The 21879-nt window shown below is 72.0% G+C and carries 20 protein-coding genes; 13 read left to right on the top strand and 7 right to left on the bottom strand.

The window, feature by feature from the left end:
• Nucleotides 1-182 precede the first annotated feature (182 nt).
• Nucleotides 183-1277: an Lrp/AsnC family transcriptional regulator gene (locus tag ACIHFD_RS09625; protein ID WP_397366366.1), complete on the top strand. Its 1095-nt coding sequence runs from the start codon at nucleotides 183-185 to the stop codon at nucleotides 1275-1277.
• A gap of 48 nt (nucleotides 1278-1325) precedes the next feature.
• Entirely contained in the window at nucleotides 1326-2579 is a 1254-nt protein-coding gene (locus tag ACIHFD_RS09630) for an amidohydrolase (RefSeq protein WP_397366367.1), read from the top strand.
• Here ACIHFD_RS09630 and ACIHFD_RS09635 read toward each other — a convergent pair whose 3' ends face one another.
• The gene (locus ACIHFD_RS09635) at nucleotides 2580-3710 is read right to left on the bottom strand and encodes an acyl-CoA dehydrogenase family protein (RefSeq protein ID WP_397366368.1); all 1131 of its coding nucleotides are present in this window, start codon (nucleotides 3708-3710) and stop codon (nucleotides 2580-2582) included.
• Between the two features lie 136 nt (nucleotides 3711-3846).
• Here ACIHFD_RS09635 and ACIHFD_RS09640 point away from each other — a divergent pair, with 136 nt between their 5' ends.
• Together ACIHFD_RS09640 and ACIHFD_RS09645 are read left to right on the top strand one after the other, a co-directional pair.
• On the top strand, nucleotides 3847-5331 hold the full coding sequence (locus ACIHFD_RS09640; RefSeq protein ID WP_397366369.1) for an ATP-binding protein: 1485 nt from the start codon (nucleotides 3847-3849) through the stop codon (nucleotides 5329-5331).
• Between the two features lie 95 nt (nucleotides 5332-5426).
• Nucleotides 5427-5915, top strand: coding sequence for a flavin reductase (locus ACIHFD_RS09645; protein ID WP_350727492.1), 489 nt, complete (start codon nucleotides 5427-5429; stop codon nucleotides 5913-5915).
• Nucleotides 5916-5929: 14 nt separating this feature from the next.
• Here ACIHFD_RS09645 and ACIHFD_RS09650 read toward each other — a convergent pair whose 3' ends face one another.
• Complete coding sequence (locus ACIHFD_RS09650; protein ID WP_397366372.1) at nucleotides 5930-6562, bottom strand: response regulator transcription factor; 633 nt, start codon at nucleotides 6560-6562, stop codon at nucleotides 5930-5932.
• A gap of 159 nt (nucleotides 6563-6721) precedes the next feature.
• On the opposite strand from ACIHFD_RS09650, the gene ACIHFD_RS09655 reads away from it, so the two are divergent.
• From ACIHFD_RS09655 to ACIHFD_RS09665, 3 genes are read left to right on the top strand one after another with little or no spacing between them, the layout of a single operon-like run.
• Nucleotides 6722-7807, top strand: coding sequence for a Gfo/Idh/MocA family oxidoreductase (locus ACIHFD_RS09655; RefSeq protein WP_350727490.1), 1086 nt, complete (start codon nucleotides 6722-6724; stop codon nucleotides 7805-7807).
• Nucleotides 7804-8211, top strand: a complete 408-nt coding sequence (locus ACIHFD_RS09660) for a gluconate 2-dehydrogenase subunit 3 family protein (RefSeq protein WP_397366373.1) — start codon at nucleotides 7804-7806, stop codon at nucleotides 8209-8211. Before ACIHFD_RS09655 ends, ACIHFD_RS09660 begins: the two co-directional genes overlap by 4 nt.
• 34 nt (nucleotides 8212-8245) lie before the next feature.
• Complete coding sequence (locus ACIHFD_RS09665; protein ID WP_397366374.1) at nucleotides 8246-9874, top strand: GMC family oxidoreductase; 1629 nt, start codon at nucleotides 8246-8248, stop codon at nucleotides 9872-9874.
• Between the two features lie 7 nt (nucleotides 9875-9881).
• On the opposite strand, the gene ACIHFD_RS09670 is transcribed toward ACIHFD_RS09665, so the two are convergent.
• Nucleotides 9882-10817 (bottom strand): NADP-dependent oxidoreductase, encoded by a 936-nt coding sequence (locus ACIHFD_RS09670; protein ID WP_397366375.1) that lies wholly within the window; start codon nucleotides 10815-10817, stop codon nucleotides 9882-9884.
• 212 nt (nucleotides 10818-11029) lie between these two features.
• On the opposite strand from ACIHFD_RS09670, the gene ACIHFD_RS09675 reads away from it, so the two are divergent.
• Genes ACIHFD_RS09675 through ACIHFD_RS09695 form a run of 5 tightly spaced genes read left to right on the top strand, consistent with a single transcriptional unit; the run spans nucleotide 11030 to nucleotide 17400 of the window.
• On the top strand, nucleotides 11030-12598 hold the full coding sequence (locus tag ACIHFD_RS09675; RefSeq protein ID WP_397366376.1) for an ABC transporter substrate-binding protein: 1569 nt from the start codon (nucleotides 11030-11032) through the stop codon (nucleotides 12596-12598).
• Between the two features lie 14 nt (nucleotides 12599-12612).
• Nucleotides 12613-13560: an ABC transporter permease gene (locus ACIHFD_RS09680; RefSeq protein ID WP_350727485.1), complete on the top strand. Its 948-nt coding sequence runs from the start codon at nucleotides 12613-12615 to the stop codon at nucleotides 13558-13560.
• Nucleotides 13561-13562: 2 nt separating this feature from the next.
• Nucleotides 13563-14432: an ABC transporter permease gene (locus ACIHFD_RS09685; protein WP_364248579.1), complete on the top strand. Its 870-nt coding sequence runs from the start codon at nucleotides 13563-13565 to the stop codon at nucleotides 14430-14432.
• Nucleotides 14429-16525, top strand: a complete 2097-nt coding sequence (locus tag ACIHFD_RS09690) for a dipeptide ABC transporter ATP-binding protein (protein ID WP_397366377.1) — start codon at nucleotides 14429-14431, stop codon at nucleotides 16523-16525. The genes ACIHFD_RS09685 and ACIHFD_RS09690 overlap by 4 nt, the downstream gene beginning before the upstream one ends.
• Nucleotides 16522-17400 carry a sugar phosphate isomerase/epimerase family protein gene (locus ACIHFD_RS09695; protein ID WP_397366378.1) on the top strand — a complete coding sequence of 293 codons (879 nt, stop codon included), beginning with the start codon at nucleotides 16522-16524 and terminating at the stop codon, nucleotides 17398-17400. The genes ACIHFD_RS09690 and ACIHFD_RS09695 overlap by 4 nt, the downstream gene beginning before the upstream one ends.
• Before the next feature lie 9 nt (nucleotides 17401-17409).
• On the opposite strand, the gene ACIHFD_RS09700 is transcribed toward ACIHFD_RS09695, so the two are convergent.
• Nucleotides 17410-18207: an IclR family transcriptional regulator gene (locus tag ACIHFD_RS09700; RefSeq protein WP_397366379.1), complete on the bottom strand. Its 798-nt coding sequence runs from the start codon at nucleotides 18205-18207 to the stop codon at nucleotides 17410-17412.
• A 125-nt stretch (nucleotides 18208-18332) separates the two neighbouring features.
• Between ACIHFD_RS09700 and ACIHFD_RS09705 the strand changes: the two genes are divergently transcribed.
• The gene (locus tag ACIHFD_RS09705) at nucleotides 18333-19142 is read left to right on the top strand and encodes an alpha/beta fold hydrolase (protein ID WP_397366380.1); all 810 of its coding nucleotides are present in this window, start codon (nucleotides 18333-18335) and stop codon (nucleotides 19140-19142) included.
• On the opposite strand, the gene ACIHFD_RS09710 is transcribed toward ACIHFD_RS09705, so the two are convergent.
• The 3 genes from ACIHFD_RS09710 to ACIHFD_RS09720 form a co-directional block, all read right to left on the bottom strand.
• Nucleotides 19143-19967, bottom strand: a complete 825-nt coding sequence (locus ACIHFD_RS09710; protein ID WP_350727480.1) for an IclR family transcriptional regulator — start codon at nucleotides 19965-19967, stop codon at nucleotides 19143-19145. It lies immediately after the preceding gene.
• Between the two features lie 70 nt (nucleotides 19968-20037).
• Nucleotides 20038-20988 (bottom strand): zinc-binding alcohol dehydrogenase family protein, encoded by a 951-nt coding sequence (locus tag ACIHFD_RS09715; protein ID WP_397366381.1) that lies wholly within the window; start codon nucleotides 20986-20988, stop codon nucleotides 20038-20040.
• Nucleotides 20985-21866, bottom strand: a complete 882-nt coding sequence (locus ACIHFD_RS09720) for an alpha/beta fold hydrolase (RefSeq protein WP_397366382.1) — start codon at nucleotides 21864-21866, stop codon at nucleotides 20985-20987. The genes ACIHFD_RS09715 and ACIHFD_RS09720 overlap by 4 nt, the downstream gene beginning before the upstream one ends.
• Nucleotides 21867-21879: the final 13 nt, after the last annotated feature.

A 21879-nucleotide genomic window follows, 5' to 3' on the forward strand; every position in this document is an offset into this window, starting at 1 on the left:
CACGGAATTGAGTGATATCGCGGCCCGGGCGCACGATCTTTCCCGCGGGCTTCGCCGGAGGTTTCCCTCGCGTTACGGCTTCCTGCACATGACCGTGTAGCTGTGAGCCGATCCTACGCGGCGGTCCGGCAGGCGATACACGGTCATGGGCGGATCCGGCGTGTCCGTGCAGGATGAGGCGCATGGTCGACGGGCTGGACTTTCAGATCATCAACGCGCTCCAGATCCATCCCCGGGTCCCGTGGGTCCAACTCGGGAGGATCCTCCGGGTGGACCCTTCGACGATCTCGCGCCGCTGGTCGGCCCTCACCCAGCAGCGGCAGGTGTGGACGAGCTGCTTCGAGTGCGAGCCGCGCACCGGCCAGCAGGAGATCTCGGCCCTGGTCGAGATCCGATGCGCGCCCGGCCAGCGCGGCGACGTGATCGCCGAGCTCAGCCGGCAGGGACCCATCATCAGCGTGCACTGCACGTCGGGCGCCCGCGACCTCTATGTCATGATCTCGATGCCCACCCTGCTCTCCATGGACCGCTACATCGACGAGCACATCGCCGGCGTCCCCGGCATCGTCGGCACGCGCACCCATTACCTGCGCAGGATCTTCCTGGAAGGGTCGGGCTGGCGGCTCAACGCGCTCTCCGACGAACAGGCCCGCGCGTTGCACCTGCTGCGGCCGTCCGAGCCGCCCGAGCACCGCAAGCCCGCCCACCTCGACGTCATCGCGGCGCTCAGCACGGACGTCCGCCGCACCGCCGCCGACATGCAGCGGGAGCTGGGCCGCTCGATCTCGGTCATCTCCCGGGACATCGACGCGCTGCTCGCGGCGAACTGGGTCCGATGGCGCGTGGACCTCGCGCACACCCTCCTGGGCTGGTCGGCGGCGGCGGTGCTGTGGCTCGACGTCAAACACCCCGACCTGGAACGCCTCATCTCCTCGCTGCGGCTGCTCTGCCACGTGCGGATGTGCGCCTCGGTGACCGGTGAGGCCAACCTCGCGGTCTTCCTGTGGCTGCGCAACCTGCAGGAGCTGGACGAGATCGAGGGCAGGCTGTCGTCGATGTTCCCGAAGCTGCTGGTCAAGGACAGGTGGATCGTGCCCAGGATCGCCAAGCGCACGGGCTACATTCTCGATCTCGACAGCCGGCGCCTGCGTTACGTGCCCGTCGGCGGCCAGCCGGTGTTCGACGAACAGCTTCGTGCGGGCTCGGCTCGAAAATCCGATGTTTCATGCGGGATCAACGCCGATCGACGCCCATTCGCGGCGCCTTTCCTAGCCTGAGCGAAACGACCGCCCGGCCGTTGATCAGTGCGCAGAGAAAGAGGTCGTGTGGACATCGAGGAGCTCAGGGCATTCCGGCGAGAACTGCACCGCAATCCGGAACCGGCATTCGTGGAGATCGGGACGGCGGCCCGGATAGCGCGGGCCGTCGAAGACCTGCCGGTGACCGTCCTGACCGGAAAGGACGCCCACGACCTCTCCCCCGTCGTGAACTACCCGTCGCCGCGCACGCTCGCCGAATGGGCGGCCCGCGCCGTCGATTCCGGCATCCCGCCGGAGAAGGCCCGGTACTTCCAGGAGAACGGCACCGCGCTCGTCGTCGACCTGGCCGGCGTCCGGCCGGGGCCGCGATGGGGCCTGCGCGCCGACATCGACGCGCTGCCGATCCGGGAGTCCGCCGATCCGGCCCATTTCCCGGCCGCGAACGGCTTCGCGGCGGCGAACGGCGCGATGCACGCCTGCGGCCACGACGCGAACGCCACCATCGGCGTGGGCCTGCTGCACCGCCTCGCCGACCGCGACTTCGCGGGCTCGCTGAGGGTGCTGTTCCAGCCCGCCGAGGAGGGGGTACGCGGAGCGCAGACGATGATCGACGCCGGGGTGGCCGACGACATCGACGTCATGCTCGCCGTGCACATGGCGGGCGAGCTGGGCGTCGGCCACGTCGTGGGCAGCTTCACCGGCGGCATGGCCACCCGCAAGCTGAAGGTCGACTTCACGGGCCGGGCCTCCCATGCCGCCGGCTCGCCCGAGTCGGGGCGCAACGCGCTGCTCGCCGCCGCCATGGCCACGCTGGCGATCATGGCGCTCCCCCGCTACGGGTCCGCGGACACCAGGCTCAACGTCGGCACGCTCGTCGCCGGTGACGGCGTGAACATCGTCCCGGCCTCGGCGGTGATGACCTGCGAGGCGCGCGCCACCGATGACGAGGTCGTGGACGAGCTGGTCGACCGGATCCGGTCCATCGTGGACGGCGCCGCCCGCACGCAGGACGTCGAGGCGGCGCTGGTCGTGACGGGCAGCTCCGCCACCGTGACGCCCGACGACGACCTGGTCGACCGCATCGTGGACGTGGCCGGAGCGCACCCCGGCGTCGTGGAGGTGATCAGGACCCAGGCGTTCGCCGGCAGCGACGACGCCAACCTGCTCATCCGGCACGTCCAGCGGCGCGACGGCAAGGGCGCGTACCTGATGATCGGAGGCGGCAGCCCGGGCCCGCACCACAGCGCGGGCTTCGACGTGGCGGAGGAGTCGATCCCGCTCGGGATCGACCTCCTCGAATCGCTGATCCGCCAGGGCTGATCAGCGGAAGGCGGGGACGGTGGGCGGCAGGCCCATGAGTACGGCGCCCGCGGCGTCGTACATCGCCGGGCTGAGGAAGGCGTGCTCCTGCGGCACCAGCGCGTCGCCGAGCAGGGCGGGCAGCGGGTGGTCCTGGTAGATCGCGGCGGTGCCGGACAGCGAGACGACCTTGTGGACCACCTCCGACGCGGTCCGGGCGAGGTGCGCGGCGGACAGCCGCAGGTGCGCGTTCTGCTCGTCGCTGACCAGGCCGCCCGCGACGAGCGTCTCCCAGGCCTCGTCGGCGGCCTCGTAGAAGTAGGCGCGGGCGGAGCGCAGCGTGGCCTCGGCCTCGGCGATGCCGGCGCGGTAGTAGGCGCGGTCGGCGAGCCTGGGGGCGCCGGTGATGCTGCCCCGGCCGCTGCCGGCCCCCTCGGCGAAGTCGAGGGCGGCTCTGGCGACGCCGGCGGAGACCACAGAGAGCGACTGGGCGACGTACGTGATCGCGGGGTAGCGGTAGAGCGGCTCGTCGACCACCGGCTCCCCGCCGCGGATGAAGGTCCACTCCCGGTCGACCTCGACGTCCTCGGCGATCAGGTCGAAGGAGCCGGTGCCGCGCATGCCGACGACGTCCCAGTCCTGCACGATCTCCAGGCGTTCCGGACGTACCAGCGCCCCGCGCGGCTTGCCCGAGGTCAGGTCGTCGCCGGGGATGCCGACGCAGATGATGTCGGCGGCCATGCAGCCGCTGGCGAACTTCCACCGGCCGTTGACGAGGAAGCCGCGCTCCGTCGGGGTGGCCTGCTGGATCGGGAACAGCGCCCCGGCGAAGACGACGTCGGGGCCGCCGGCGTACAGCTTGGCCTGGGTCTCCAGCGGCAGCGAGCCCAGGTAGACCAGCTGGGAGCCGAAGCTCGCGACCCAGCCGGTGGAGCCGTCGACGGCCGAGATCCGCTCGATCTTCTTCAGGAACTCGGCGGGCGCCATCGTCTCGCCGCCGAACCGCTCCGGCGTCGCGCAACGGTACAGGCCGAGCCGCTTGAGCCGCTCGACGAAGTCTCTGGGGACGTAGCGCTGCTCGCGGAACTCCTCGCGACGCTCGGCCAGCTCGGCCAGCATCGCGTCGAACGCGGCGGGATCGTCCTGCGCCATCCTTGCTCCTCATGGGTCTGACGGTGTGATCCGAGGTTAGGAAGAACGCTTGCACCCGTCAGTCGTCATTTCCTCACCTTGACGTAGGGGATATCTTCATCCCCGGCTCCCACACCGGGTGACCTACCCTGTGTCGATGCGAGTAGATCCGCGGGCTCCCGAGCTCGTCGCCGCGGACTTCGTCGCGATGATGAACGCCTCCCGGATGTGCGTCCTCATCCACGACGCGGCGACCAAGAACATCCTGTGGGCCAACCCGGCCGCCTGCGAGCTGCTGGAGTTCGGTCTGAGCGAGATCCGGCCGCTCAAGGCCGATCACATGAGCAGCTCGGCGCAGCAGTACGACCGGGTGATCGGCCGGGCCTGGCTGCAGGACGCCGTCGAGAAGGGCGCCAGCCGGATCGAGTGGCACTACCGCTCCAAGTCCGGCCGGGTGATCCCGACGGACGCGCTCGCGGTGCGGGTCGAGCTCGCGCAGGGGCCGGCGGTGATGGTGCAGTTCCGCGACATCGAGCGGGAGCAGCGGGTGGAGCGCGAGCTGCGGCTCACCACGTCGTACGTGGACGCGCTGGCCCACTACACCTCCACCCTCGCCCTGATGCTGGACGAGACCGGCACGATCAGGTTCGCGACCGACACCGCGCTCACCGCGATCGGCGCTCCGGTGGACGGGCCGATGCGGCCCTTGACGGCGTTCGCGCGGCTGCGGCTCGACGGCCGCGACGCGAGCTGGGCGGACGTGCTCGCCCGCGCCACCCCGGTCACCCCCGTCCAGCTGGAGGCGGGCCGTCCCGACAACGGGCGGGTGTGGCTGGAGGGCTCGCTGGAGCGGCTGCGGGAGGAGGACGCGACCGCGCTGCTGATGATCCTGCACGACGTCTCCGACCGGGTCCAGGACCAGGTCCGCCGGGCCAGGGAGCTGCACCGGGAGAACTACCTGGCCCGCTACAACGCCATGGGCGACATGGCGATGGCGATCGCCCACGAGCTCGGGCAGCCGCTGGCCGCCGCCGCCAACTTCCTGGCCGGCGTGCACACCCGGGCCGCCCGGCTGCCGGAGGCCGGCGGGCTGGCCCAGGGCGTCGCCAGCGCGGTCAGCCAGATCGAACGCGCCGCGGCGATCGTCAGCTCGGTGCGTGCCTTCGTCGGCCATCTGGAGCAGGTGGAGCAGGTGGCCGACCTCAACGACGTCGTCGAGGAGTGCCTCTACTTCGTGCGGCTGCGGGCGGCGCCGCTCGGGGTCGAGGTCCGGGTCCGGCTCGCCCCCGAGCCGGTCCTGGTGCGCTGCGAACGGGTGCTGACCGGCCAGGTGGTGCTCAACCTCTGCTTCAACGCCGTCGACGAGATGGGGCAGTCGCCTGCGGCTCCGAAGCAGATCGACGTGGCCACCGCCCCCGACGGCACCTTCACCGTCGACGACCGGGGCCGGGGGCTGCCGCGCGACCCGTTCGCGGAGTCGTTCACGTCCAAGGAGCACGGCAGCGGGATCGGCCTGGCGCTCAGCCACCGGATCATCACCCGTCAGCACGGCACGATCCGGGCCGAGAAAAGGGCGGAGGGCGGGTCGCGGTTCGGGTTCACGCTGCCGCTCGCCGAGCCGGAGCAGCCTGCCGGCGCGTAGGGGAAATCCTCAGCCGGCGTGGATGAAGTCTCGATTTCGGCCCCGGCGGTCGCGGCCTAGCTTCGGAGGCAGCCGATCACTTTCAGGAGGCAGCCGTGACCGAGGCGCAGCGCCGTTTCCGTGCCGCGATGGCGAACCTGTCCGCCGCCGTCAACGTCGTCACCACCGATGGCCGGCACGGCCGGGCCGGGGTGACCGTGAGCGCGGCGTGCTCGGTCACCGACTCCCCGCCGACCATGCTGATCTGCGTCAACCGCTCCAGCAGCTCGCACGACATCGTCATGGCCAACGGGCGCGTCTGCGTGAACGTGCTCGGCACCGACCAGGAGGAGCTGGCGATGCACTTCGCTGGTGCGACGAACGTGCCGACCTCCGAACGGTTCGGCGCGGGCTCCTGGGACTTCGGCACCTACGGCGTGCCGGTGCTGCGCGACGCGCTGGCCTCGGTCGTCGGGCGGATCGTCACCAGGCGCCGGCAGGGCTCGCACACGGTGGCCTTCGTCGAGATCGACGCGGTCACCTCACGCCTGGACAGCGGCGCCCTGGTCTACTTCCAGCGCCGCTTCCACAGCCTCACCGCCTGACGCCGCCGGGCTCGTCAGAGCTCGATCCGGCACTGGAGTACGTCGCGGACCAGCGCGCCCAGGCTGTCCGCGCCGGTCTTGGCCTTGATCCGGGCCCGGTGCACGTCGACGGTCTTGACGCTGGTGCCGAGCCGGCGGGCGATGAGCTGGCTGGGCAGGCCGTCCACGACCAGCCTGAGCACCTCGCGCTCCCGCGTGGTGAGCGACTCGACCCGCTCGCCGACGGCCCGCCGGTCGGCGTGCTCGCGGAAGCGTCGCTCGGCCTCCCGCAGCTGTTCCTGGACGACGTCGAGCATCTGCTGCGGTTTGTACGGCTTCTCCAGGAAGTTGACCGCGCCCTGCCGCAGCGCTCGTACCGACATCGCGATGTCACCATGGGCGGAGCAGAAGATGATCGGGGCGGGATAGCCGAGCCCGAGCAGCCGCTCCTGCAGCTCGAACCCGCTCAGGCCGGGCATCCGCACGTCCACGATCAGCACGGCGGGCTCGGCGGCGTCGTACTCGGCCAGGAACGTCGCGGCGTCGGGATAGGTGAGCGCCTGGACCCCGACGCTCTCGAAGATGAAGACGAGCGAGCGCCTCAGGTCGTGGTCGTCGTCGACGATGTGCACCACCGGGCCTGCCAGGGCCGATTCAGTACCGCTCATCTTCCCGTCCTCCGCAGGCCACGTGCTCGTACTATGCGCAGCCCGCCGGATCGGGGCAATCCCGCCGGTTCGGCCAGCGGACTGGCGAGCTTGGTGAGCGGGCCGCGCCGGACGTTGACTTCCATCGGTCCCGTACGCAACCAGAAGGACGGAAAACACGTGCACCACCGCATCGGCATCCTCGGCACCGGCAACATCTTCGGCCGCTACGTCACCGGCATGGCCCGCTACCCGGAGCTGGAGATCGTCCGCGTCGGCGACATCGACGTCGACAGGGCCAAGCGGGCCGCGGAAGAGCACGGCATCCCCGCCTGGGGGGACGGCGACGAGCTCTACGCCGACGACTCGATCGACATCCTGGTGAACCTGACCCCGCCGGCCCACCACGCGAGCACCGTCATCCGGGCCCTGGAGTCCGGCAAGCACGTCTATGTCGAGAAGCCGCTCGCCGCGACCGTCGCCGAGGCGCGGGAGGTGCTGGCGGCGGCCGGGAGCAGCGGCCGCGTGCTGGGCTCCGCGCCGGACACGTTCCTGGGCAGCGCCTCCCAGACCGCGCGCAAGGCGCTCGACGACGGGCTGATCGGCGAGCCCATCGGCGTGTCGGCGTTCATCCGGCACAGCAAGGCCGAGACCTGGCATCCGGACCCGCGGTTCCTCTTCCAGCGCGGGGGTGGGCCCGTCCTGGACATGGGGCCGTACTATCTGGCCATACTGGTGAACCTGCTCGGCCCGGTCAGGTCCGTGGCGGGGGCCGCTCGTGTCGGCGCGCCGGTGCGCGCGGTGACCGCGCCGGACCGCGTCGTGGACCGGATCGACGTCGAGGTGGCGACCCATGCCTCCGCCGTCCTCGTCTTCGATTCCGGGGTCATCGGCACCACGCTGATGAGCTTCGACGTCTGGGACAGCGATCTGCCCGCCATCGAGGTCTACGGCACCGAAGGGACCCTCACCTTGCCCAACCCCAACCACTTCGACGGCGACGTACGGGTGCGACGGCACGGGGACGCGGACTGGTCGGTCCTGCCGCCCGTCGTCGGCCTGTTCGGCGCGGTCGGCACCAAGGAGCAGGCCCGCCGCGGGCTCGGCGTCCGGGATCTGGCCGACGCGATCGAGGGCGGCCCCCACCGCGCGAACGCCACGTTCGCCTTCCACGTGCTCGAGGCCCTTTCCGCGATCGACGGGCCCGGCCAGGTCGTCCGCCTGGAGAGCACGTGCGAGCGCCCGGCCCCCCGCTTCGCGGAGTGACCCCGGGGCAGGCCGCGACGCTGGGCGCGGTGGTCGACACGATCGTCCCCGCCGACGATCATCCGAGCGGCACCGAGGCTGGGGTCCTGGACTACCTCACGGGGCAGTTCGGCCGTGACCTGGCCGGTCTGCTCGCCTTCTACGAGGCGGGCCTCGACGCCGTCGAGGCCGAGGCGCGCGAGCGGCACGGCGCCGGCTTCCCCGAGCTGCCGCCCGGGCGGCGCGAAGAGCTGCTGCGGGCGCTGGAGGCGGGCGACACCCGCGTGCCGTGGCCGTTCGACGCGGCGGCGTTCGTGGAGACGGTGGTCGGGCACGTCATGGAGGGCTTCTACGGCGACCCGGGCAACGGCGGCAACCGCGACGCCGTCTCCTGGCGGATGATCGGATTCGAGGTACGGGACTGATGCGGGCCGTGGCCGGATGCGAGGTACGGGGCTGATGCGGGTGGACGCGGTCGTGATCGGGTCGGGCGCCGGGGGCGGGGTCGCCGCCGCGGTCCTGGCCGAGGCGGGCAAACGCGTGCTCGTGCTGGAACGCGGCCGCGACCTCACCTTCGCGGAGATCGGCCGCGACCATCTGCGCAACCACCGCCTCACCCGCTATCCCCACCGCTCCGGGCCCGACTACGAGGACGGCCCGCGCGTCGTCGTCGACGCCACCGGCGGCGAGCACGTGGTACGCCCGCACGAGCCGGGCTTCCACGGCAACGCCACGCTGGTCGGCGGCGGCACCCGGCTCTACGGGGCGCAGGCGTGGCGGTTCCTGCCCGCCGACTTCACCATGGCGAGCACGTACGGCGTGCCCGCGGGCAGCAGCCTCGCCGACTGGCCCATCGGATACGACGACCTGGAGCCCTACTACGAGCGCACAGAGTGGGAGATCGGCGTCTGCGGCGACCACGCGGCCGGCAGCCGCCACTGGAGGCGCGCCAAGCCGTACCCGATGTCCCCGCTCCCGGAGGGCCTGCAGGCCGCCGCCCTGCGCAGGGGCGCGACCGCCCTCGGCTGGGACGTGCTGCCGGTGCCGCTGCTGATCAACTCGGAGCCGTACGGCGGACGGGCCGCCTGCACCCGCTGCCAGCACTGCGTCGGCTTCGCCTGCCCGGCGGACGCCAAGAACGGCTCCCACAACACCGTGCTGAGCCGCGCGCTCGCCACCGGCCGTGCCCGGCTGCTGCCGGAGGCCGTCGCCGAACGCGTCGAATGCGACCCGTCGGGCCGCGTCACCGGCGTGCGCTGGGTGGATCGCTCGGGGGCCCGCCACGTCGTCGAGGCCGAGGTCGTGATCTGCGCGGCCGGCGCGATCGAGACGGCCCGGCTGCTGCAGAACTCCCCGACCCGGCGCGAGCCGCACGGGCTGGGCAACAACCACGACCAGGTGGGGCGGCACCTGCAGGGCCACGCCTACGCGTGGGCGCTGGGCGAGATGGACGAGCCCGTGCACGACGGGCTGGGCCCCGGCGTCTCGCTCGCGACGCTCGACTTCGTCCACCACAACGACGGCCTGGTCGGCGGGGCGATGCTGGCGGACGAGTTCACCGTGCTGCCCCTGGCCTTCTGGGCCCGGAACCTGCCGCCGGACCTGCCTCGCTGGGGCGCGCGTAACAAGCAGTACATGCGCGACAACTACCGCCGCGTCATGCGGGTGGGCGGGCCGGTCCAGGAGATCCCCGACCCGGAGGCGAGGACGCGGCCCGACCCCCGCGTGCGCGACCGGTGGGGCATCCCGGTCGCCCGCCTGTCCGGCACGACCCATCCGGAGACCCTGCGTACCGGGGACTTCATCGCCGAGCGCGCCCGTGAATGGCTGCTCGCCTCGGGCGCGCGCCGGGCGTGGGCGGCACGGGCGCCCCTGGGCCTGCACGCCGGGCAGCACCAGTCGGGGACGTGCCGGATGGGCGACGACGAGCGGACGTCGGTCGTGGACCGGTGGGGCAGGGTCCACGGGCACGACAACCTCTATGTCGCCGACGCCTCCGTGCACGTCACCAACGGCGGGGTCAACCCCGTACTGACGATCATGGCGCTGGCGTTCCGGACGGCCGAGCGACTGTGCGCGGAGTGGTGACGCCTGCTCAGGATGATCGTGTGGTGACGTCGAGCACCACCTTGCCGGTGGCGTGGCCGTCCTCCACGAGCGCGAGCGCGTCGGCCGCCGCGGCGAACGGGAACACCCGGCCCACGCGCGGATCCAGCTTGCCCGCGACCACCAGCCCGGCCAGGGCCGACAGCGTCTCCGGGCCGCCGATGCGCGAGAGCGGGCGGGCGCCGAAGCGGGCGGCGGTCTCCTCGCCGGCCACGGTGAGCACGCGCGTGCTGGCGGTGAGGACCTCCGCGACACCATGGAGGGCGTCGCCGCCGACCAGGTCGAGAACGGTGCCGGCGCCTTCGGGAAGGAGCTCCCGCAGCCGGCCCGCGACGTCCTCGCGATCGTAGGCGACCGCCGTGGCGCCGAGGGATTCGACGAACGCGCTCTTCGCCCCGCTCGCCGTGCCCACGACGCGTACCCCGTCCATGACCGCGAGCTGGGCCGCGACCGTGCCGACTCCCCCGCCGGCGCCCAGGATCAGCAGCGTCTGACCGGGGGCCGGGGCGAGGGCTGCGAGCCCCTCGTAGGCGGTCCCCGCCGCGATCGGCAGGGCCGCCGCGTCGGTGAAGCTCAGCCCGTCCGGCATGCGCGCGGCCCGGTCCTCCGGCAGCACCGCCAGCTCGGCGTAGCCGCCGCTCCCGCCGGCCGTGCTACCGAAGATCGTGTCCCCGACGGCCATCCGGGTGACTCCGGGGCCGGTCCGCACCACGGTCCCGGCCACCTCGCGCCCGAGGATCGCGGGCAGGCTCAGCGGCAGGAAGGCCCGATGCATGCCGGCGCGGACCTTCCAGTCCACCGGGTTGACGCCGACCGCGTGCACCTCGACGAGCACCTCGCCCGGTTGCGGCTCGGGCGCGGGAACGTCGAGGTAGCGCTGGACATCCGGACCGCCGTAGTCGATGAACCCGTAAGCGAGAGGCATGGTCAGGGACGCTACCGACCGGGTGCGAACCGGGGTGAAGGCCTGTTCCGGTCAGCGAACCGGCGCGGGAGCCGCCCGAATCGTCCGGCTCTAGGGTTTGAGCCCACCACCTGAAGAACGGTGACTCCGCGTCCGGCAACAATTCGGGCAATTAGTACGATGCCCGACACCTCGTTACACCGCACGCCCCCAGATTGTCTCGAGGAGTACCTATGTCACTGACGAAGTCAGTATGGCGCCGTCGTCTCGCCGCTGGCGCCACCGGCGCGGCCATGCTCGCCTCCGCCGCGTGCAGCGCCGCCAACCAGGGCGCCATCGGGAACTCCGCGAGCGCGAGTACAGGCCCGGTGCGCGGGGGCGGCACCCTCGTCGTCGCCCAGACGAGCGACGCCGACCCGGGTTCGTTCCTCAAGACCTCCTTCGGCAACGTCGTGGCGGAGTACGCGGTCTTCGAGACGCTGACCCTCATCGACGGCAAGACCGGGCAGCCCAAGGGCGTCCTGGCCGAGTCGTGGACCCTGGCCCCCGACGGCAAGAGCCTGGACCTCAAGCTCCGCGACGACGTGACCTTCCACAGCGGCCGCAAGCTGACCGCGGACGACGTCGTCTTCGCCATCCAGAAGGTCCAGGACCCGGCGACCGGCGCGGCCAACCAGTCGATCGCCGCCCAGATCTCCGACATGAAGACCAAGGGCGAGCATGAGCTGACGCTGACGTTCAAGCAGCCGCTGCCGAACATCTTCGATCTCTTCGAGACGATGCCGATCCTCAACAAGGACTCCTACGGCGACTATGCCGCGGGCACGAAGGTCGACGGCACCGGGCGCTTCACGTGGAAGTCGTGGACTCCCGGCGGCAAGCTGGTGCTCGGCAAGTACGCGGGCTACCGCGACGCGGCGGGCACCCAGCTCGACACGATCGAGATCAACCTGATCAAGGACCCGACGGCCATGGTCGCGGCCATCCGCAGCGGCCGCGTCCAGTACGGCGTCGGCATGGCGGCCCTGGACGCCAGGACCCTGAGCCAGCAGCCGGGCTTCTCCCTCGTGACCTCGGGCGGCGCGGCCATCCCGCTGGCGTTCGACGTGACCAAGCCGCCGTTCGACAACAAGGCCGTGCGCCAGGCGGTCCATTACGCGATCGACCGCGACCGCATCGTGCAGCAGGTCATGGGCGGCCAGGCCGACCCGACCAACGTGCCGTGGCGGGCCTCGACGGTCGGCTACGACGCCGCCCAGGCCAAGCAGTACACCTACCAGCCGGACAAGGCCAAGCAGCTGCTGGCCGAGGCGGGGGTGAAGAACGTCTCGTTCGACGTGCTCACGCTGAACTCGCCCGAGGCCACCGGCGTCTTCCAGATCGTCAAGAACAACCTGGCCGCCGTGGGGCTGAACGCCAACCCGGTCGTCGTGCCCGTGGCCGACTACGACGCCAGGATCGCCAAGAAGGACCTGGGCGCCCCCGCCTTCCTCATGCAGAACAGCAACGGTCTGTCCCCCGCGACCGCCGTCGTGAGCCGGCCGGAGCTGCTGGCGGACGGCAACGTCTCGCACTTCAAGAGCCCCGAGTACACGAAGCTGGTCAAGGCGGTCACCAGCGCCAGCACCACGGAGGACCAGCAGAAGGCCCTGCGCGACTACGACGCCTACTTCATCGACCAGGCGTTCGTGCTCCCGCTGGTCACCCGACCCACCCTCACCCTGCGCGCGAACTCCGTGAACGGCATCAAGTCCACGCAGATGGGCTTCCTCGACCTCAGCCAGGCCTGGCTGTCCAAGTAACCGGAGGCAGGACGATGGTCCGGTTCCTGATACGCAAGCTCCCTTCGCTGGTGTTCGTGCTGCTGGCCAGCTCGATCGTGGCCTTCGCCCTGCCCCGGCTGGCGCCGGGCGACGTGGCGGTCACGCTCGCCGGAGCCGACCCGACCGCGGCCAACATCGCCGCGATCAGGCAGCAGCTCGGCCTGGACCGCCCCCTGGTGATCCAGTACGCGGACTGGATGGCCGGGCTGCTCCAGGGCGACCTCGGCCAGTCCTACCTGCTGCGACGCAGCGTCGCGAGCCTCATCGGCGACCGGCTGGGGAGCACGGTCGAGCTGGCCGCCCTGGCCACGTTGCTGGTCATCGCGATCGGCACAGCCCTGGGCGTCGTGGTCGGCTCGGTCCGCAGCCGCTGGGCCCGGGCCGGCCTCGACCTGGTCAACAGCGTCCTCGTGGCCGTCCCGTCGTTCGTCACGGGGCTGGGGCTGATCCTCGTCTTCGGCGTGCTGAACCGCTGGCTGCCCGTCAGCGGCGAGGTCGCCTTCCTCGACAACCCGGTGATCGGCTTCCAGTTCCTGATCCTGCCGGCGATCGCGCTGGCGCTGCCGCCCGCGGCGGTCGTGGCCCGGCTGCTGCAGGCGGAGATGCTGGTCGCCAGGAACGAGGACTACGTGGACCTCGCGCTCAGCAAGGGAGCCTCGGGCGCCCGGATCACGATCCGGCACGTGCTGCGCAACAGCGTGGGCACCGCGGTCGTCGCGGTGGGCCTGCAGGTCGGCAACCTGCTCGCCGGCGCCGTCATCATCGAGGCGATCTTCAACCGCAACGGCCTCGGCCAGCTCGCCGTCTCCAGCGTGCAGACCCGCGACTTCACCGTGCTGCAGGTGCTGATCCTGGCCGTCGTCTTCGTGGCGGTGATCTGCCAGATCCTCACCGAGATGATCCTGGCAGCACTCGACCCCCGGATCACGTTGGGAGCGTAGGCATGGCAGACATTCCGCTCGAAGGGGGAATCCCGCGCGCACGCCGGCTGAACCCGACGCTGGCGCGCTACCTGTCGGCGTTCCGCACGCCGAAGGGCGTCATCGGGCTGTCGATCCTCGCCGTCATGAGCCTGGCCGCCCTGCTCGCCCCCGTGCTCTTCCCCGGCGGGTACGACGAGCAGGGCCGCGAGGCGCTGACCGGGATCTCGGCCGGGCACATCTTCGGCGTGGACGAGTTCGGCCGCGACATCTTCGTCCGCAGCGTCTACGGCCTGCGCATCGACCTCAGCCTGATCTTCACCGCGGTGCCGCTCAGCATGGCGATCGGGGTCCTGCTCGGGCTGAGCGGCGCGCTGTCGGAGCACCTGGGGTCGGCGGTGCAGCGGCTGCTCGACGTGATCATCGGCTTCCCCGGCCTGATCCTGGGGATCTGCCTGGTGGCCATCCTGGGGCCGGGCTGGCCGGCGCTGTTCCTGACCATCCTGATCAGCGGACTGCCCACCGCCGGCCGGCTGGCCCGCGGCGCCTGGCTGGCCCAGCAGAGCAGGGAGTACGTCCTCGCCGCCCGGGTGCTCGGCGTCTCCCGCCCGCAGCTCCTGGTCCGGCACGTCCTGCCGAACGCCATGGACTCGGCCGTCGTCAACGCGGCCGTGTGGATGGTCGTCGGCGTCTACATCGAGGCCGGGCTGAGCATCGTCGGCCTCGGCGTGCAGCCGCCGACGCCCTCGCTCGGCGTGCTCCTGAACAACGGGCTGCGGTTCGTCACCCAGTCCCCCACCTACATCGTCGGCCCCGCCCTTCTGCTGCTCCTGGTGGCGGTGGGCTTCAGCCTGGTGTCCGACGCGCTCAACGAGGCGGTGAACCGCCGGTGACCTCCACCGAACCCCTGGCCCCCGTGACGGCGAAGGACGTGCCGTTGCTGCGGGTCGAAGGCCTGCGCACCGAGTTCCGGCTGAGGAACGGCGGCGTCAAGGCCGTCAACGACGTCAGCTTCGACATCTACCCGGGCGACGTGCTCGGCATCGTCGGCGAGTCCGGCTCGGGCAAGTCCGTGACGGCGCGCTCCATCATGCGCATGCTGCGCCCGCCGGGCGAGGTCGTGGCCGGCTCCGTACGGCTCGGCGGCGAGGACCTGCTCGCCCTGCCCGAACGCGAGATGCGGCGCCGCCGCGGCAGCAAGGTCGCGATGGTCTTCCAGGACCCGCAGGCAGCGCTCAACCCCGTCATGAAGGTGGGCGACCAGATCGCCGAGGCCATGACGCTGCACGGGGTCGACAGGCAGACCGCGCGCAGGCGCGCCATCGAGCTGCTCGACCAGGTCGGCATCCCCGACGTCCGGACGAAGATCGACCATTACCCGCACCAGTTCTCCGGAGGCATGCGCCAGCGCGTCGTCATCGCGATCGCCCTGGCCAACGACCCCGCGCTGCTGATCGCGGACGAGCCCACGACCGCCCTCGACGTGACCATCCAGGCGCAGATCCTGCGCCTGCTCGCCCGGCTGCGCACCGAGCTCGGCATCGCCATCGCGATCATCACCCATGACATGGGGGTCGTGGCCGAGCTCTGCACCGACGTCGTCGTCATGTACGGCGGCCGCACGGTCGAGAAGGGCACCGTCGAGCAGGTCTTCGAGCAGCCGCGGCACCCCTACACCGCGGCGCTGCTGGCGGCCATGCCCCGCCTCGACGACGACCGGATCGGGCAGCCGCTGCCCGCGATCCCGGGAGCACCGCCCGACCCGGCCGCGCCGCCGCCCGGCTGCCCGTTCGCCCCCCGGTGCCGCTTCACCGAGGACGTCTGCGAGCACGAGCCGCCGGAGCTGCTCCAGATCGGCACCGACGGGCAGTCGGCGGCCTGCTTCGTCGCGCAGCGCGCCACCACCGACGTCTCGGTCCGCGACCCAGAGCCACCCCCCGCCGACATCTCGGTCCACACCCCAGAAGCGGCCGTGGCGGACGCCACGACGCCCGTCCTCGAGGTGCGCGACCTGCGGATCGACGTCGGGTCCCGGCGGCGCGGGCTGTTCCACCGCGACCCGCCCGTGTACGCGGTCGACTCGGTGAGCCTGTCGGTGCACGCCGGTCGCACGCTCGGGCTGGTGGGCGAGAGCGGCTGCGGCAAGTCGACGCTGTCCAGGAGCATCGTCGGGATCAACCGGGTCTCCGGCGGATCGGTCCTCGTGGACGGCGCCGACGTGAGCACGATGGGGCAGGCTGATCTCGGGCGGGTCAGGTCCTCGGTGCAGTACCTGTTCCAGGACCCGTACGCGTCGCTGAACCCGCGCCGCACCATCAGGCAGTCGCTGTCCGAGGCGCTCGCGTTCAGGGGCGTCGGCCGGCGGGAGCGCGAGGAGGCGGCGCGGTCGCTGATGGCGCAGGTCGGGCTGCGCGCCGAGCACCTCGACCGCTACCCCCACGCGTTCTCGGGCGGCCAGCGCCAGCGGATCGGCATCGCCCGCGCGCTGGCCAGGCAGCCGCGCGCGCTCATCCTCGACGAGCCGGTCTCCGCCCTGGACATGTCGATCCAGGCGCAGATCATCAACCTGCTGGAGCAGCTGCAGAACGAGCTCGGGCTCGGCTACCTGTTCATCGCCCACGACCTGTCGGTGGTGCGGCACCTCAGCGACACCGTCGCGGTCATGTACCTGGGCCGGATCGTGGAGTACGGCGACGCCGCCGACGTCTACGGCAACCCGCAGCACCCCTACACCGCCGCCCTGATGTCGTCCTCACCCGTCCCGTCGGTCTCCGCGCGCACGCGCGAGCGCATCGTCCTCCCCGGCGACCTACCCAGCCCCGCGAACCCGCCCTCGGGCTGCCGGTTCCGCACCAGGTGCCCGATAGGCCCGCTGGTCAACCCGGAACGGACGATCTGCACGGAGATCGACCCTCAGCTCACCCTCACGGCCACCGGCCAGCGGGCCGCCTGCCACTTTGCCGACAACGGAAAGGAAACCGAATGACCGCGAAGATCGCGCTCAACCCGATCCAGTGGATGGCCAGCGCCGACGGCTGGCTGGACCCGTCGCTGGCCCCCGCGCCGAAGGAGCTGCTGACCCAGATCAAGCGGGCCGGGTTCGACCACGTCATGTCGGAGGTGCCCGCCGGCCTCGACGTCGAGCAGTACCAAGCGCTGCTGGACGAGGTCGGCCTGGCGCTCGCGCCCGGCTACTTCCCCTGCCGCTCGGACGGCAGGGACGGCAACGAGGACACCGTCGTGGCCGCCGCCGCCGAGGTCGCGCGCACGCAGGCCCGGCTCGGCCTGACCGAGATCGGCCTGGGCCTGGGCATGGGCAAGGAGGCGCCGCGCGTCCTGACCCCCGCGCAGGGGCACGACGCCGACCCCTCGCGCGTCGAGGCGGTGACGGAGCTGATCGGGCGGATCTGCGACGCCATGGTGGCCGAGGGCGTCCGGCCGTGCCTGCACCCGCACGTCGGCACGTGGGTCGAGACCGAGGAGGAGGGCCGGGCGGTGCTCGAGGCCCTGCCGGAGTCCCGGCTCGGCTTCCTGCCCGACACGGGCCACCTGGCGTGGGCGGGCGCCGACGTCGCCCGGCTCGTGAAGGACTACGCCGAGCGGATCCCCTTCGTGCACGTGAAGGACTGCCGGCTCAGCGTCGCCGCCGAGGGCCGCGAGAAGGGGTGGGACTACCGGCAGACCGTGCTCGCGGGGCTCTGGGTCGAGCCCGGGCGGGGTGAGCTCGACCTGACCGGCATCATCGGCAACCTGCCCGACGCGTTCGACGGGTGGCTGATGGTGGAGGTGGACCGGCCCGACATCGCCGACCCGTACGAGAGCGCGCAGGCGTCGGCCGGCTGGATGCGCACCGCCTTCTGAGGATGATCGTCAGCACTCCCGCTCGACGGCGCGGGAGATGCCGTCGGCCGCCGCGAACAGCCCGGGCAGCAGCCGCTTCGCCACCAGGCGCGACAGCGGCGCGGCGGCCGACACGGACGCGAGGACCGTTCCATCGGCCCCCGCGACGGGCACGGCGATGCTGCCGAAGCCCAGCAGGATCTCCTGCCTCTCGATGGCGTAACCCCGTTCCCTGACGACCGCGAGCTGCCGGCGCAGGTCCTCCACGGACGCGATGGTGCGCGGCGTCAGGCGCGGCAGGCCGGTCCGGGCGAGGCGGCGCAGCCGTTCCTCGAGGTCGGGGAGGTTCGCGAGCAGGGCCTTCCCCGTCGCCGTGCACGCCGCGGGCAGGCGCCCGCCCACCCGGGAGTGGGTGTTCACGTTCTGCTCCCCGGCCACCTTCTCCACGTAGAGCACGTGACCGCGGTCGAGGACCGCCAGGTGGATGGTCGCCCTGGTGGCGGCGAACAGGTCGGTGAGGAGGGGCCGGGCCACGCGGCGCAGCACGGCGGAGACCGGCACCCGCTGGCCCAGCTCGAACATGCGCATGCCGAGCTGGTAGGAGTCCCCCTTGCGCTCCAGCAACCCCCATTGCACCAGCTCCTGCGCCAGCCGGTACGCCGACGCCTTCGGCACCCCCGAGCGCCGGCTGAGCTCGGTGAGCCGGAGCTGGACCGCCCCCGACTCGAACGCCCCGAAGATCAACTGAGCCTTGCCGAGCACCGAATTGGGGTATTCCTCCTCATCGTCGGGGCCGGCCGGCGCCGCCACGAACACCTGTGAGGACATCGGAACTCCCCTCGCGACCACTTTCCATTTGTCCCATGAATAGTGCAGAACGTCTGGAATGTATAGGTTTCGCCGGGCGGACCGATGTAAAGATCAGGTGACGACCCGGCATGAGGGAGGACCCCTTGGACATCACGGCGCCGCCGCGTTTCGGGTACGCCGACTCGCCCTTCGGCCAGCTCCACTACGCCGAGCAGGGCACAGGGCGACCCCTGCTGCTCCTGCATCAGACCCCCCGATCGTGGGACGAGTTCCGCGAGCTGATGCCCCTGCTGGCGCCCCACCGGCGCGTCCTGGCCATGGACATGGTCGGCTTCGGGGCCAGCGCGAAGCCCCCGGCGCCCCACACGATCGAGCTGTTCGCGGCCGGTGCGCTGGCGCTGCTGGACGGCCTCGGCATCGAGCGGGCCGACGTGCTCGGCCACCACACCGGCGGCGCGGTGGCCGTCGAGCTGGCGGCGTCCGCGCCGGAGCGGGTGGACCTGCTGGTGCTGTCGTCGGCCCCGTGGGCGGACGCCCGCTACCGCGCCTCCCACGCGCACGGCCCGGGGGTGGACGAGGCCGAGCCGTCCCCGGAGGGCGACCACCTGGTCAAGCTGTGGCGGCTGCGGCAGCCGTACTATCCCGAACCGGTCACCGGCCTCCTCGACCGGTTCGTCCGCGACGCCCTCGCGCCGGGGGTCGATCCGGCCGAAGGCCACCGGGCGTGCGCGCGCTACGTCATGGAGGACAGGATCGGCCTGGTGACGGCGCCCGTGCTGCTGCTGGCGGGCGCCGCGGACCCGTTCGCGCTGCCGAACATGACCCCGCTCCGGGAGCATCTCACCGGGGCGGCGAGCGTGACGTCGGCCGTCGTCGAGGGCGGCACGATCCCGCTCATGGAGCACAAGCCCGCCGAGGTCGCGGCGGCCGTGGCGGCGTTCCTGACGGCCTGATCAGGTCCGGCCGCCGTCGGCGGCCATGATCGACTTCGTGATGCGCCTGCTCACCATGCTGAGCAGGCCCACGTACTTGTTGACGTCGGCGCGGAAGGTCGGCGCCGTCACCGACAGCGCGGCGACCATGGTCCCGGTGGCCCCGGTGAGCGGGATCGCCACGCTGAGGTAGCCGACCCGGGTCTGCTCCCGCTCGACGGCGTACCCGGCCTTCCTGGCCTGCTGGATCTCCTGGGCGAGCAGCTTCGGGGCGGTGACCGTGCGCGGCGTCACGCGGGCCAGCGGGGTGGCCACGACGTCGCCGAAGAGGGCCGCCGGGCCGAACGCCAGCAGGGCCTTGCCGGTCGCCGTGCAGTGCAGCGGCATGCGCCCGGCGACGCGTGACGGCCTGGACACCTGGCCGTGGCCGGAGACCTTCTCCAGGTAGATGACCTCCAGCCCGTCCAGCACCGCCAGGTGGATGGTCTCCCCCGTCGCCTGGTAGAGGTCCTCCATGAAGGGCCGCGCCGCCTCCCGCAGGATCCGCTGGCGCGGCACGCGCTGCCCGATCTCGAACAGGCGCATGCCCAGCCAGTATTCGGACCCGCGCCGCTCCAGCAGGCCCCACTGCAGCAGCTCCTGGGCCAGCCGGTGGACCGACGCCTTGGCCACGCCGGTGCGGCGGACGATCTCGGACAGGCCCAGGCTCTCGTCGTCGGGGCCGAAGGCCTCCAGGATCAGCCGCACCTTGCCCAGTACGCTGTTCGCCGCCGCGTCGTGCTCGGGTGAAGGGACGATGGCCAGGGGCTTGACGTCAGGTGACGACGGGGAGTGCATAAGAGCCATTGCCCGATAATCGGGCCCCTGTCCGTTCCGGACAACGGCCCTGTCTCGCTGAGCGGAACGGGCCCGGCGGCTATCCGAACGTGACGACCGCACGCCCGCGTACCCGGCCCTCGCGCAACAGCTCCAGGGCCTTGGCGATCTCGGCCAGGTCGAACCGCTCGACCTCCACGCCGAGCTCGCCGGAGGCCAGGCGGCCGACCAGCGACGGGGCCACCTCGCGCGCCCGGCGCTCGTGCCGGACCATGTTCACGGGCAGCAGCGCCACGTCGTCGAGCAGCCACGACGGCAGATCGACCGTCACGGACGCGCCCAGCACGTACCCGATGACGACGGCCCGGCCGCCGGGTCGGACCCAGCGCGTGCGCTCGACCAGGCCGGCGCCTCCGAGCGTGTCGACCAGCAGGGACGCCGAGCGCGCCGAGGCCAGCTCCGCGACCGCCGCGGCGTCGTCGGCCGCCACGCCGCGCACCCCCTCGGGCACCCGATCGAGCTGGTCGGACCGCCCGACCAGCCCGGTCACCGTGGCCCCGGCCAGCCGCGCCTGCTGGGCGACCATCGCGCCGACCGCCCCGGTGGCGCCGGTCACGACGACCTCCTCCCCCGGCTCCAGGCGGGCGACGTCGTGCAGGGCGACGTACGCCGTGGTGGCCGGGACGAAGAACGACGCGGCGACCTCATGGGGCAGCGGCTCCGCCAGCGGGCTGACGGCCTTGGGGCTGACGCTGACCCGCTCGGTCCAGCAGCCGTCGCGCAGCAGGCCCAGCCCGCCCCCGCGCAGGAGCACCTGCGTGCCGGGGGCCAGGTCGTCCGCCTCCAGGACCACGCCGCTGGCCTCCACGCCGCCGACGTACGGGAGGGCCGGCTTCATCGCGAAGGACCCGGTGGCGACGGTCAGGTCCAGATGGCCCAGCGCCGCCGCCTTGACCTCGACCAGCACCCGGCCCGGCTCGTACGCGGGTTCGGGGACGTCCTCCACGACGGGGGACGCTCCCCACGCGTGGAAGCGCGCCGCGCGCGTCATCGGCCCGACGCCCGACCGGAGAAGCCCGCCGCCGAGCTCTTGGCCAGGAAGGACAGGCTGAGCGGGTTGTAGCGCGCGGCCTGCTCGTGCTGGGGCCAGTGGCCGCACTCCTCGAACAGCTCCAGCTGCGAGCCCGCGATGGCCTCGTGCATGGCGGTCGCCTCCGGCACGTCGCCGAACGGGTTCTTGCGGCCCCAGACGATCAGCGTCGGCTGGGAGATCCCGGCCAGGTCGCCGGGGCGCAGGATGTTGCGCTGCCGGGTCTCCATGTCCTGCAGGCAGAGCAGGTTGTCGACGCCTGCCACGAACGCGGGCTCGTGGTAGATGGCGTGGCGCACCTCCACCAGCTCCTCGGTGGCGTCGGCCGGGTCGGCCATCAGCAGCCGCAGCCGCTTGCGGGTGAGCTCCGCGTCGTCGCTGAGCACGGCCTCGCGCGTGCTCGTCCTGATGCGCTCCATGACCTGCGGGTTGGCGACGGTGCCGCCCGCGCAGAGCAGCTGCAGGCTCGCCACGCGGTCGGGGTGGTCGATCGCGGCGCGACCGCCGACCCAGCCGCCCAGCGACTCCCCCACGATGTGCGCGCGCTCGATGCCCACCGCGTCGAAGTACGCCAGCAGGTGCTCGACATAGCGCGGGATCTCATACGGATAGTCCGGCTTGCCGGTGTAGCCGTGGCCCAGCATGTCGATGGCGTGGCACTCGTACTGCTCCGCGTGGGCGGCCAGGTTGCGGGTGAACGCCTCCAGGTGCCCGCTGGTCCCGTGCAGGAACACCACGGGCTCGCCCGATCCGGCCCGCAGGCTGCGGGTCGGCACTCCCCCCGCGTCCACGTACGAGACGCTCAGGCTCAACGGGCTCAACTCGGTCCATATGGTCATCGTCACGTCACCT

Source organism: Nonomuraea sp. NPDC051941, assembly GCF_044593615.1.